Source organism: Aeromonas sp. QDB54, assembly GCF_027707385.1.
Lineage (GTDB): Bacteria > Pseudomonadota > Gammaproteobacteria > Enterobacterales > Aeromonadaceae > Aeromonas > Aeromonas hydrophila.
Genome location: NZ_JAPCIT010000013.1, coordinates 24,990 through 37,837, shown reverse-complemented (window position 1 = coordinate 37,837; position 12,848 = coordinate 24,990). Strand labels below are relative to the sequence as shown.

The following is a 12,848-nucleotide window of genomic DNA, read 5'->3' as shown; positions in this document are numbered from 1 at the left end:
GCCCGTCAGGGCTCCCTTTTCTGCTGTTATTGCCTCGACGTGAAGGAGTAGCCGGGTGCACAGACACCAAACACACCTGTTCTGGCTGGGAGTGGTTCTCCTGTTCCTGCTCATCTGTCTCTCACTGGCCACCGGCGCCGGTGTCTATGGTGGCCGCGAGGTCGCCGGATTTCTGCTGGGCGATCCCGCCCTCATGGCCGATGAAAAGCTCGCCATGATCGTTCATACCCTGCGTCTGCCCCGCACCCTGTGTGCCCTGGTGGTGGGCGTCTGTCTCGCGCTGGCGGCCTCCATGCTGCAAAGCGCCACCCGCAATCCACTGGCCGAACCCGGCCTGCTCGGGGTCAACGCCGGCGCCGTGTTCGCCCTGGTGATCGGCCTCACCTATTTTGGCGTCGAATCCGCCTACGGTTACCTGCTCTGGTCCGGCATGGGGGCCCTGCTCGGCAACCTCATCGTGCTCGGCCTCGGCCTGATGGTGGGGCGATCCAACCCCCTCAAGCTCATCCTGGTGGGGGTCGCCCTCTCCGCCACCTTCGGCGGCCTCTCCAACTTCCTGCTGCTCTCCAACCAGGTAGTACTGGAGCAGTTCCGTTTCTGGAATCTGGGGTCGCTGGCCGCCTCGGATCTCGATGCGGTGCTCACCGTGATGCCCTTTGCCCTGCTCGGCCTGCTGCTGACCCTGGCGCTCTGTCGTCAGCTCACCCTGATGCAGATGGGTGACAACCAGGCGCTGGCGCTCGGCATCCGGCCGACCCGGGTGCGCATCGGCGTGCTCCTGGCCGCCACCCTGTTTACCGCCTGCGCCATCGCCATTGCCGGTCCCATCGGCTTCGTCGGTTTTCTCGCCGCCTACTGCGCCCGCCTGGTGGAGCCGGTGCGCCTCGCCATCCAGGTGCGCTTCTCCGCCCTGTTCGGGGTGCTGTTTCTGCTCGGCGCCGACATCCTGGCGCGCTGGCTGATCCAGCCGTTCGAACTGCCCAACGGGGTGATCCTGGCGCTGATCGGTGCCCCCGTGCTCATCCTGGTGGTGCGCAGCGGCGGCTTCCGCTCCCTGCTGGCCGTCAAATAAGGTTGCCTGCCTCATGAACAATTCCATCCCTCCCTCCCTCACCACGGCACTTCCCACCGGCACCGTCTGCCTGCGCGTTGGCAGCCGCACCCTGTTGCTGCACCGCCGTGCCTGGCTGATCACGCTGGGGCTCTTGGTCGCCCTGGTGCTGCTCTCCCTGCTGGCGCTGACCCTGGGCTCGGGCAAACTCACCATGCTGGGGGTGATCCAGACCCTGCTTGGCGAAGGCAACCGGCTGAGCGAGGTGACCGTCTTCAAGATCCGGCTGCCACGCATCGTCGCCGTGCTGGTGGCGGGCGCCGCCATGGGCCTCTCCGGCTGCCTGGTGCAGACCCTCATTCGCAACCGCCTCGCCACCCCGGACATGATCGGGGTCAACGAGGGGGCCTCCTTGGCCATCATCGCCTTCTCCCTCTACCTGACCCTCGGCAGCTGGCCTTGGTGGGCCGCCCCGCTCGGCGCCCTGTTTGCCGCCGCCGTGCTCTATGCCCTGTGCAACAAGCCGGGGGAGCAGGGCTACCTGTTCGTGGTGATCGGCATCGGCGTCTCCGAGCTGATGAACGCCATCGGCCAGTTCGTGATGTCCACCCAGTCGCTGGTGCACCTCACCAGCCTCTATCTGTGGAACATGGGCAACTTCGTCGGCCAGGGCTACAGCACCGTGCTGCCGGTGGGGATCCTGATCCTGCTGGTCTGCCCCTGGATCATTTATCTCTCCCGGGCCCTGGGCGTACTGCGTCTGGGCCCCGTCACCGCCCAGAGTCTGGGGGTGAACGTCAACCGGGTGCAGCTCGGCGTGCTGGCCCAGGCCATCGTCGTGGCGGCGCTCGGTACCGCCATCGGCGGCCCCGTGGTGTTCATCGCCATGGCGGCCCCGGTGCTCGCCTCCTGGCTCAGCCGGGATCGCATCGTGCCGCTGTGGATTGCCGCCCTGTGCGGCGCCCTGCTGCTGCTGGCCAGCGACACCCTGGTGCGGGTGCTGGCCAGCCCCCACGAGGTGGCCACCGGCATCATGACCCGTATTCTCGGCGGCCTGCTGCTGCTGTTCATCCTGCTCAAAGACCGCCAGAAGGCCGACTGACGATGCCATTCATCCATTTTCAAGACAGACCGAGGGCCGCCTGATGACGCTCACCATCAATCACCTGCAATTTGGCTATCAGCACAAGCCCGTCTTCAACGACATCTCCTTCACCATTCCCCAGGGCAAGCTGGTGGGGATCGTCGGCCCCAACGGCGGCGGCAAGTCCACCCTGCTCAAACTCCTGGCAGGCCAGGAGCAGCAGCAAGCCGGCGAGATCCTGCTCAAGGGCAAGCCGCTGGCAAGCTACGGCAAGAAGGCGCTGGCCCGCGAGCTCGCCTACCTGCCCCAGCGTCCGCTGGTGCCCGCCGGCATCCAGGTCGAGCAGCTGGTGCAGTACGGCCGCCACCCCCATCAGGGCTGGTTCAATCAGTGGAGCGAGGAGGATGCGCGCATGGTGCGCTGGGCCTGCGAACGGATGCAGCTGGGCGACATTCTGCAGCAGAGCGCCAGCTCCCTCTCCGGCGGCCAGGCCCAGCGGGTGTGGCTCGCCATGGTGCTGGCCCAGGATGCGGACATCATCCTGCTGGATGAACCCACCAGCGCCCTCGACATCGGCCACCAGACCGAGGTGATGGAGGCCATCCACCAGATCACCGCCGAGGGCAAGACGGTGCTCATCGTCATCCATGATCTCGCCACCGCCGCCCGCTACTGCGACGAGCTGATCGCGCTGGGGGATGGCGGCATCCAGGCCATGGGGCCGGCCCGCGAGGTGGTGACCAAGTCCCTCATCGACCGCCTCTACCAGACCGACGTGGACATACTGCACGCCCCCGGCGACGGCGCCCCCATCATAGTGCCCCGCCGCAGACCGCATGCCTTTGCCATGCGCCAACCGGCCTGAGCCCCATCAAAAAACCGCCGAGAGGCGGTTTTTTATGCTTGTGTCTCTGCGCGCCGCCATTCACAGCAGCAGGCTGGTGAGCACCCCGCCCTGCTGTGTTTGGCAGTGCCCTGTTTGCCAATGCAGTGTTTGCCAGTACATTGGCTGCCAGTACACAGTGCAGCGCCAACCGGCGGGCAGTGTCGGGGTCAGTCCGCCCACCAGTTCGAGGGTGAGGGTCTGCGCCGTCATGGTCAGCCAGCGGGCATCGAGAAAGTCAAAATAGCGCCCCACCCTGGGGTAGAGCGCCTTGAACAAACTCTCCTTGGCCGAAAAAATCAAGGTAAGCGCCTCAGCCCTGCTCAGGCCGATGGCAGGGGCAGTTGCCGCCAGCCGGGCCCACTCCTCTCCACTAACAATGCCGGGCCAGAGCTCGCTCGCCTGCCCCTCTGCCAGCCAGCCCTCCAGATCCAGCCCCATCCCCGCCCGGCCGGGGCGCACCGCACACAGCGCCATGCCGCGCCCCTGCAACAGGCTGTGGCTGATGCTGCCCTCAAACCCCGCAGGCCAGCAGGGTTCGCGGGCGGCCCCGATGCTCACCTGCTGCTGGCCCAGACCAAAGGGGTGCAAGGCCCGGCGCGCCGCCAGCCGGCCGGCCAGAAACTCCCCCAGCCGCTTGGGGGCCGCGCGCTGCAAGCTGGCGGGCAGCACCATGCCGGCCGCGTCGTAACAGGCCGGGGTGAAGGCGGCGGGGTCAAAGCAGACCCGTTGCAGCGCCAGATGCGCCGCGCCGGGCAGCGGCAGGCTGTCGGCTTGCACGATAAAGCGGTCCAGTGAACAGGCTGGCGCGGTGGCAATGAACATCACGAAGAGCCCTTGGTGGATGAGCCAGCATGGTAGCAAACCGCCCCCTCTCCACGCCACAAACACAAATGACAATTCTTATCATTTGAATTTGTGGTAGCATGAGTTCGCCCGTTTGGGACCCAGTGTTCCACTGATTTCACCAAGAAGGATGTAACGATGAAGATCTCCTCTCCCCTGGCTGCCGTGCTGATGCTGGCCAGTCTGGTCGGCTTCCAGGCACAGGCCGGCAGCGAGACCCGTCAGGTGACCGATGCCGACGGCAAGACCCAGGTCGTACCGGCCCAGCCCAAGCGGGTGGTGGTACTGAGCGAAATCGATCTGGACAGCGCCCTGACCCTGGGGCTGCAACCGGTCGGCACCGTCAATGGCCGCGGCCAGTCCACCCTGCCCCGCTACCTGCTGCAACAGGCGGGCAAGGAGATCGCCGTGGTCGGCGATCTGGACAACCCCAACCTGGAGAAGCTGATCGATCTGGAACCCGACCTCATCCTCACCGGCCAGACCAAGCCCGAGCTGCTGGCCCTGCTCAAGGAGATCGCCCCCACCGTGGTCACCGGCAACTGGGGTGACTCCTGGAAGGAGATCTTCAATCGCAGCGCCCACGTGCTCAACCGGGACGCCGAAGCCAAGACCTTCCTCGCCCAGTATGACGCCCGCCTGCAGCAAGCCCGCAGCAAGCTCGCCAAGCATCAGGGCGAGCGCCTGAGCATTGTGCGCTGGAACCCCAAGGGCCCGAGCTACATGCACAGCGGCACCTTCGCCAGCAGCGTGGTGGAAGAGATGGGGCTGACCCGGCCGACCCACCAGATCGGTGACAAGACCCCCCACTCCCCGGCCCTGAGCCTCGAATCCCTCAACCTGCTGGACGGCGACTGGCTGGTGATTGGCACCCTGAGCGCCAGCGGCGACGCGGTGGATGCCATGAAGCAGGCCGAGCAGACCCCGGCCTTCCAGCAGCTCGGCGCCATCAAGAGCAAGCGCTTCGGCGCCGTGGACGGATCGCTCTGGACCTCCACCGGCGGCCCCCAGGCGGCCCTCAAGGTGATCGACGACGTCGAGCAGCTGCTGGCCAAACCCGATGCGGCCCCCATCACCCAATAAGCTCTCGTGACTAGCGCCCACAAAGAAGCCCGCATATGCGGGCTTCTTTTTTATCCATGGCTTTTAACGTCCAACTTATTCCGGCAAGGGCAGCGCCTTCCTGTCCAGCTTGCCGCTGCCGGTCTTGGGCAGGGCATCCAGCAGCATGAGCCGCGCCGGCACCATGTAGTGCGGCAGCGTCGCCTGCAGCCCCTTGCGCAGGGCGAGGCGATTGAGGGTCACACCGCTTTTCGCCTCCACGTAGCCCACCAGCATGGCCTCGTCCCCCTCGCCCACCAGACGCACCGCCGCCTCCTGCACCCCGGCCTGGCGACGCAGCCCCGCCTCCACCTCGCCGAGCTCGATGCGAAAACCGCGCAGCTTGACCTGATCGTCGCGCCGTCCCAGATAGAGGAAGCGGTCCGCCCCCAGTCGTCGCACCCGATCGCCGGTGCGATAGAGGCGATGGGTGGCAAGGCGCAGGAAGGCGGCGCTGGTCAAAGCCGGCTTGCGCCAGTACCCCTCGCACAGGGCCGGGCTCTCGATACAGAGCTCGCCGCACTCCCCCTCTGCCACCGGCTGCCCCGCCTCATCCAGCACCCAGTGCCGATAGCCGGGCAGGCTGTGGCTGATGGTGATCTGGCCATCAGTCGGTGGCCAGCGCACCTCGCTCACCAGCGACCAGACGGTGGCCTCGGTCGGCCCGTAGCAGTTCCACAGCCGCCGGGTGCGGGCACAGAGCTGCTCGGCCAATCCTGAGTCCAGCGCCTCACCGCCACACAGGGCGGTGAGGGTATTGCGCCCCTGCCAGCCCGCCTTGAGCAGCATGCGCCAGCAGGCCGGGGTGGCCTGCAGCCAGTTAATGGAGGGATCGGCCTCGAGCAGCGCCAGCATCCCCAGCGGATCCTTGTTGTGCTCGCCGCCGGCCACCGTGAGCCGGCCACCGCCCCAGAGCGGCCCCAGCATCTCCAGCAGGGAGATGTCGAAGGCCGGGGTGGTGATAAAGAGCCAGTGGCAGCCAGGTGAGAACCCGAGCCGCTCGCGGATCCCGTCGAGGAAGCAGAGCAGGGCCCGCCGGCTGATGACCACCCCCTTGGGCTCGCCGGTGGAGCCCGAGGTGAACATCATGTAGGCAGCCAGGGCGTCATCCACCTGGGGCCAGGAGACGGGCCCTGCCGCTGCCGGTCCGTCGAGGGTGCGCAGTGGACAGCCGAAGGCGGGAGCCGGCCTGTCGCCGTCGCAGATCACCGCCGACAGGCGCGCCTGGCGGGCGATCCCCTGCAGCCGCTCCACCGGAAAGTCCGGCTCAAGGGGCACGAAGGTGAGGCCGAGCCGCAGGCAGGCCAGCAGGCTGGCCACCAGATCGGGGCTGCGGGAGAGATAGAGGCCGACCCGCTCCCCCACCGCCAGCCCCTGCAATCGGGCGGCAATCTGGGCCACCCGATCATTGAGCGCGCCGTAGCTAAGCCACTGCTCATCTGATCCGCCCTCACTGATGCCCTCCCCGCCCATACGGATGGCGGGGGCCAGCGGGGTGGCGGCCAGACATGCCGCCAGCCGCGCACCCAGATTGGCCGCCCCCTCGCGGGGGGCAGGCCGGGTTTGCACGAGCGAAGCCTCATGCTTGATGGTCACCGTCATAGCGCGGCCTCCGTTTGGCGCACCAGCCAGTGTCGATAGAGCCGGCTGGGGGATGGGTGGGCCTTGAGCGTCTGCAGGGTGAGCGACGCCCGCTCCTGGCCAAACGCCTCGTTGAGGGCCGCCAGCAGGGCGAGCTGCTGCACCGAATCCACCCCGAGTTCACACAGGGTCTGCTGCCAGATGCCGGGTACGCCGCACTGGCGCTCCCACAGGGCCACCAGCACACGGGCCTCGGCCGGCGGCTGAGCCAGGCCGGACTCCGCCCTGGTGGAGGCCACCTGTGGCATCACCGGGGGCTGTGCCGCCGCCACTCTGGCCGGCTGGCTCAGATCCGCCTGCGCCAGCCAGTCGAGCTCGGCCAGCCAGGCAGCCAGCACCGCCTCGGCCCAGTCCTCGGGGATCTGCTCGCCGTCGAATTCGAGGCGCAGCTGGAGCGTCTCGCCCCGGCTGCTGACCACCAAGGAGAGCGGCAGCTCCACCTTCTCCACCACGGTGCCAAAGCGCGGCACCAGCTGGTGGGGTTCGGGGGCAGCAGGGACCGCCGGCATGGGGTAGTTCTCGAACACGAACAGACTCTGGAACAGGCGTGCTCGGCCTTTGGTCAGTGCCGCCAGTGACTGGGTGCCGTGCTCGTTGAGCGCCATCAAATCGGTCTGCAACCGGGCGATATGCTCGGCCAGGGTCAGCTCGGTGCACCACGCCAGCGCCAGTGGCAGGCTGTTGATGTAGAGCCCGACGCTCGCGGTGATCCCCTCGATGGGGTAATCCCTACCCGGGGTCACATTGCCCACCAGGGTGACGGCATCGCCAGAGCGGCGTGCCAGCAGACGGTGCCAGGCATATTGGGCCAACAGGCCCGCAGTCACGCCAAGCTCGCGGGCACGGTGCGCGAGCAAGGTCGCCACCTCGGCCGGCAATGCCGTGGCGCGCACCGCCGGTCGCTGCTGGGTATGGCGCCCGCTTGAGCTAGCGTCCAGCGTCACCCCAAACAGGCAGGCGAGATCGTTAGGCATTGCCAAGAGCTCGCCCCGCCCCTGCCAGTAGGCGTCGGCGCTGCGGGCTTGGCTGGCGATATGGCGGCCAAATTCGAGCCAGGCCGTATCCGGCTCGCGCTGCGGCAACAGGCCGTTCATCAGCGCCTGATAGCCGCGATGCAGGGAACCCAGCAACACGGGGCCGCTCCAGCCATCCAGCACGCCGTGATGGGCGCTGAAGATCACCTTGTGGTGATCGGGGGCCAATTTGAAGCAGGCAAGGCGCAGCAGGGGCGCCTGATCGAGCGGGATCGGGCGGGCCAGATCCTGCTCGCGATAGGCCTGGACCCGTGCCTCGGCCTCTCCCGCCTCATTCCCTACCTCGGACAAGTCCTCATAGTGGAATGGCAACTCGGCATGCTTGAGGATGCGCTGCAGCGCCACCCCGTCCGCCAGCACCAGTTCGCTGCGAAGGGCCGGCCAGCGGGCGATCTGCCCCTGCCAGGCCTGACGGTAGACCGCCACGTCCAGCGGCTGGTGATAGTCCATCTCGGTCTGCAGGTGATAGGCGTGATCCCCGGGCAGCAACGCCCTGTGATGGAACATGCTCTGCTGCAAAGAGGTCATCGGCAGCAGAGTCTCCACCTCGCGCCCGCTCAGCACCCGATCGAGCGCGCTTTGCGAGAGGCCAAGCCCCGGGAAGTCGCTCGGGGTATGGCGTGGGGCCTTCACCGCGCAGCAGTGTTCCACCAGCGCCGTCAGGTTGTCCGCCAGCCGCGCCATCAAGGCGTCGCTCGCCTGCTGGTTGAGGGCGCCCACCTGGCGCAGGGTGAGGCGCCCGTCATAGACGCCCCCGTGCAGACTGACCAGCTCGCGCGGCAGGTTGTCAGGGGACGTGGGAGCCCCCGGTGCCAGCGGCAGGGGCTGCCAGGGTTGAACAGCCTCGCCCTGATGGCTGACCCCCAGGTAGTTGAAGACCACCAGGGCTTCGGGCAGTGCCCAGCCACGTGGGTGGTGCAAGCGCAGGGCGTTGAACCCCACCCCCTTGTCCGGCACGGCGCGCAGCTGCTCCTTGGTGGCGCACACCAGCGCATCCCACGCCCCGGCATCCGCCAGCGCCAACGGGTAGGTGCTGGTGAACCAGCCCAGGGTACGGCTCACGTCCAGTTCCGCATCGATGGCCTCACGGCCGTGTCCTTCCAGCATCACGCAGTGACGGCTGCCGTAACCCTGCTCGCTCAGGGTACGGGTCAGTGCCGCCAGCAGCAGGTCGGGCACCCGGGTGAAGTAGGCCTGGTTGGCGGTGTCGATGAGACGGGCCGTGGTCTCCTGACTCAGTTGCAGCAGGCTGGCGGCGGCGCGGCCATCGGCGGCGCGGGCCGCTTCCAGCAAGCCTGGCTTGCTGGCCTCCCCCTGAGCCAGCCAGAAGCCAAGCTGATCCTCTTCCCGTTTGGCATAGGCCGCGAGCCCCTCGCCCCACTGGCGATAGCTGCTGCCCTTGGCGGGCAGCGGCTCGCCCCTGCTCACCCGAGCCAGATCTTCGGCCAGGATGCGCCAGGAGACCGCATCGATGACCAAGTGATGGAAGGCGAGGAAGAGCCCCTCTACCGTCTCGCCCTCGCCCTCCAGCTCACCTTCCAGAGAGAGATTGCGCAGGCGGGCCCAGGCCAGGGTATGGCCGCTGGCAGGGTCGAGATCCCCCTGCAGCTCGGTCAGGCGGGCCTGCAGCTCGGCCTCATCGAGATTGGCTGCATCCAGGGTCGGCAGCGGCGGCAATGGCAGTTCGGCCAGGTAGCGCTGGCCGGCCGGGGTCACCGCCAGACGCAGGGCATCGTGGTGCTGGCGCAGGGTATCCAGCCAGCCGCGCAGGGCCTCATCGTCCACCCCGGCCGGCAGGTGCAGGATCACCCCCTGGTTCCAGTGACCGGGCTTGGCAAAGCCCTGCTCGAAGAACCAGTGCTGAATGGGGTGGAGCGGGAACTCGCCGGTCAGGCTGCCCTGCTCGCTTCTGTGGCTGACCGCCTGCTGCTGGCCGAGCTGGCGGCAGAGACGGCGCACCGTCTTGGCTTCGAACACGTCCTTCACGCTGCAGTGCAGCCCCGCATCCCGCAGCCTGGTGGTGAGCTGGATGCTGAGGATGGAGTCACCGCCCAGACGGAAGAAGTCATCCTCCACCCCGAGCGGTTGCTTGAGCACCCCTTGCCAGATGGCGAGCACGGTCTGCTCCAGTTCGTTTTGCGGCTCGCCCTTGCTCTGCTGCCAGACGATGGCGGGCAGGCGGCGCAAGTCCAGCTTGCCGTTGGGGGTGAGCGGCATCTCGGGCAGCCAGCAGAGGCGCGCCGGCACCATGTATTCGGGCAGGCACTCGCCAGCCCGCTGCAGCAGGGCGTCGCCGTCGGGCTCGCTCGCCCCGGCCTGCAGACAGGCGTAAGCGAGCAGGCGCCCCTCCTGCACCACCACCTTGATCTGGCGCATCGCCGGGCACAATTCGGCAAGCCGGGTCTCTATCTCCCCCGGCTCGATGCGATAGCCGCGCAGCTTGATCTGCTCGTCTATCCGGCCCAGATACTGGATGTTGCCATCGCGGCGCAGCAGGGCCCGATCGCCGGTGCGATAGAGGCGATGGGGTCGATCCGCCAGCGCCAGCTCGATAAAGGCCTCCTGGGTGCGCTCCGGCAGATTGAGATAGCCGCGGGCCAGCCCCAACCCTGCCAGGCAGAGCTCGCCGGGCACCCCCACCGGGCAGAGGTTGCCCGCCTCGTCCAGGATCAGCGCCCTCAGGTTGTTGACGGGGCGACCAATGGTGATGGGCGCCCCCGGGGTGAGCCGCGCGCAGAGCGCGGTGACGGTGCACTCGGTCGGGCCGTACATGTTGAACAGGGCCACCCGCGCCCCCCAACGCTCCACCAGGCTGCTCGGGCACGCCTCGCCGCCAAAGCCGATGGCTTTGAGGGAGCCGAGCTCCGCCGGTGGCAGCAGGTTCGCGAGCAGGGCGGTCGGCAAAATCATGTGGCTGGCACCGCAAGCGATCGCGGCACCGATCACCCCTTCACCCGGCTCGCCGAAGTGCAGGGCCGCGCCACAGTAGAGCGGCAGCAAGCTGGTCATGTTGCCCGCATCAAACGAGAGGGACATGCAGTTGAACATGGCCCCACCCTTCCCAAGGGCGATGCGCTCACCGTGATCCGCCATCAGGTTGACCAGGCTACCCTGCTCCACCATGACTCCCTTGGGCAGGCCGGTGCTGCCGGAGGTGTAGATGATCTGGGCCAGCATGGCGGCGTCCCGGGGCAGTGCGGGCGTGCTGGTTGGCATCTTGTCCAGCGCCAGCTGGTGCAGGTTGTGGTAACCGGCATCTGTGCCCTTGATGGCCTCGGCAAGCCGAGCATCCGGCTCTCCCCCGAGCACCAGCGCAATACTGGCGTCGCTCAGGATATGGGCCAGCCGCTCGGCGGGATAGGCAGGGTCGAGGGGCACATAGGCCGCCCCCGCCTTCCAGCAGGCGAGCAGGGCGATGACGAAGGCGACATCGCGTCTGGCCTGGATGCCGATGGCGGCGCCCGGGGTAACGCCGCAGGATTGCAGCCAGTGGGCCAACCGGTTGGCACGCACCTCCAGCTCGCCATAGGTCAACGATTGCGCGCCGTCGCTGACCGCCAGCGCGTCCGGCAACTGAATAGTGCGCCGCTCGATATGACAGAGCAGGGTGTCACGGCTCGGGTAGTCCCGCGGCAGGTCGGCAAGCTGTGCGGCCAGCGCCGCCTGGTCGGTGCCCGCCTCCAGCGGCAGTTGCCAGATGTCGGTCTCGGGGGCCGCCACCACAGCGCGCATCAGGTGCAGCAGGCGATCGGCAAACGCCTGGATGGTCTCTCGCTCGAACAGGGCGGTGGCAAACAGCCAGTCCACCCTGACGGAGTCCATCAGCTCGGTCACCTTGACCGAGATGTCGGTCTTGGCCGGCAGCACAGGCGAGGTCTCCTCCACCAGTTGGCAGCCGGGGATGAGATCGTTGAAGTCCACCTTGGCCTGATAGACCAGCATGATCTGGAAGATGGGGTTGATGGCGGTAGTGCGATCGGCGCCGATGGCCTCGGCCAGCGCCTCGAAGCGGTAGAGCTGGTGATCGAAGGCCGCCAGATCCTCCTCCCGGCACTGCTGCAGATAATCGACAAAGCTGGGCTTGCCGCTGAGTTGAGTGCGCAGCACCAGGGTATTGACAAAAAAGCCCACCAAGGACTCGATCTCGTGGCGCTCGCGATAGGCGAGCGGGGTGCCGATCACCACCTCCTTCTCGCCGCTCTGACGCACCATCAGCAATGCAAACAGGGCGTGCAGACCGATGAAGTTGGAGGTGCTGTGACGCTGACAGAGGCGCTTGAAGCTCTCCCACAGATCGTTGTCGATGGTGGAGAAGACCAGCTCGCCGCCGCTGTCCTGATGGGCCGGGCGCGGCTTGTCGAGCGGCAGGCCGTGCACCTCGGGGCTGCCACCGAGCCGGTCGACCCAGAACGGCTTGAACTCGGCGTGATAATCGAGAAAACGCGGTGAGTTGAACCAGCGGGCATAGTCGATGTAGGTGAGCGGCAGCTCGCTCACCTGCAGGGGCTCGCGGTTCTGATGGGCAAGAAAGGCGCGCTTGAGATCCGCAAACATGTTCTTGACAGACCAGCCGTCGGAGATGATGTGGTGCTGGGTGATCAGCAGCACGTGCTCGCGGCTGCCCAGCCGGATCAGGTGCACCCGGCTGAGATCCCCCTGGGTCAGGGAGAAGGGGCGGCCGATCTCCTCGCGCACCCGGCGGGCCACATAGGCCTCGCGCTCGGCAGCGGGCTCTGCGCTCACGTCCTCAATCTGCAGCGTGAAGGGCGTGTGAGGCAGGATCTCCTGCGCCCCCCTGCCCGCCTCGTCCTTGATGAAGCGGGTGCGCATGCTGGGGTGGCGGGCAAACAGGTGGTCGAAGGCAAACTCCAGCGCCGCCGTGTCCAGCTCTCCCTTGACGCGAAAATAGACCGGCATGTTGTAGAGGTGGGAGGCCTCCTCGTATTGCTCGATAAACCAGAGCCCGCTCTGGGATGACGAGAGCGGCCCCTGCCGGGCGCCCTCGGCGACAATGGGCGCCTCGAAGGCGGCACGGGCCGCCAGGCAGCGCACCAGCTCATCCTTGTGGGCCTTGATGGTGGCGCCGATGGCCGGTGTCACCGCCTCCTTGCTCGACTGGGAGATAAGCTGGCCCTTGTCGTTCAGCGCCAGCTTGACCCCCTGCCGTTCCAGCTGTTTCAACAGCAAAATCATATTGTTCATCTGTTT

Annotated in this window: 7 protein-coding genes; 4 read left to right on the top strand and 3 right to left on the bottom strand. The window is 67.2% G+C overall.

All coding sequences use genetic code 11. The features are described from left to right. The first annotated feature begins 55 nt into the window (after positions 1–55). The 3 genes from PG881_RS13950 to PG881_RS13940 are packed head-to-tail and all read left to right on the top strand — an operon-like array spanning position 56 to position 3,000. Positions 56–1,072 carry an amonabactin ABC transporter permease subunit 2 gene (locus PG881_RS13950; RefSeq protein ID WP_011705838.1) on the top strand — a complete coding sequence of 339 codons (1,017 nt, stop codon included), beginning with the start codon at positions 56–58 and terminating at the stop codon, positions 1,070–1,072. A gap of 13 nt (positions 1,073–1,085) precedes the next feature. Then, complete coding sequence (locus PG881_RS13945) at positions 1,086–2,153, top strand: amonabactin ABC transporter permease subunit 1 (RefSeq protein ID WP_060389177.1); 1,068 nt, start codon at positions 1,086–1,088, stop codon at positions 2,151–2,153. 43 nt (positions 2,154–2,196) lie between these two features. Then, on the top strand, positions 2,197–3,000 hold the full coding sequence (locus tag PG881_RS13940; protein WP_016350955.1) for an amonabactin ABC transporter ATP-binding protein: 804 nt from the start codon (positions 2,197–2,199) through the stop codon (positions 2,998–3,000). 60 nt (positions 3,001–3,060) lie between these two features. Here the strand turns inward: PG881_RS13940 and amoD are convergent, their stop codons facing one another. Then, positions 3,061–3,846 carry an amonabactin biosynthesis phosphopantetheinyl transferase AmoD gene (gene amoD / locus PG881_RS13935; protein ID WP_085735331.1) on the bottom strand — a complete coding sequence of 262 codons (786 nt, stop codon included), beginning with the start codon at positions 3,844–3,846 and terminating at the stop codon, positions 3,061–3,063. 156 nt (positions 3,847–4,002) lie between these two features. On the opposite strand from amoD, the gene PG881_RS13930 reads away from it, so the two are divergent. Further along, positions 4,003–4,947 (top strand): amonabactin ABC transporter substrate-binding protein, encoded by a 945-nt coding sequence (locus tag PG881_RS13930; RefSeq protein ID WP_017786862.1) that lies wholly within the window; start codon positions 4,003–4,005, stop codon positions 4,945–4,947. Positions 4,948–5,022: 75 nt separating this feature from the next. On the opposite strand, the gene amoH is transcribed toward PG881_RS13930, so the two are convergent. Then, a complete protein-coding gene (gene amoH, locus PG881_RS13925; protein ID WP_118881096.1) occupies positions 5,023–6,567 on the bottom strand; it encodes an amonabactin biosynthesis glycine adenylation protein AmoH in 1,545 nt (514 codons plus the stop codon). Continuing rightward, positions 6,564–12,842: an amonabactin biosynthesis non-ribosomal peptide synthetase AmoG gene (amoG, locus tag PG881_RS13920; RefSeq protein ID WP_270800708.1), complete on the bottom strand. Its 6,279-nt coding sequence runs from the start codon at positions 12,840–12,842 to the stop codon at positions 6,564–6,566. Before amoG ends, amoH begins: the two co-directional genes overlap by 4 nt. Between the last annotated feature and the right edge of the window lie 6 nt (positions 12,843–12,848).

Excerpts from the sequence above, each read along its gene's own strand:
- PG881_RS13945 (WP_060389177.1), top strand. The coding sequence starts at position 1,086 with ATGAACAATTCCATCCCTCCCTCCCTCACCACGGCACTTCCCACCGGC.
- PG881_RS13940 (WP_016350955.1), top strand. The coding sequence starts at position 2,197 with ATGACGCTCACCATCAATCACCTGCAATTTGGCTATCAGCACAAGCCC.
- amoG (WP_270800708.1), bottom strand. The coding sequence starts at position 12,842 with ATGAACAATATGATTTTGCTGTTGAAACAGCTGGAACGGCAGGGGGTC.
- PG881_RS13930 (WP_017786862.1), top strand. The coding sequence starts at position 4,003 with ATGAAGATCTCCTCTCCCCTGGCTGCCGTGCTGATGCTGGCCAGTCTG.
- amoH (WP_118881096.1), bottom strand. The coding sequence starts at position 6,567 with ATGACGGTGACCATCAAGCATGAGGCTTCGCTCGTGCAAACCCGGCCT.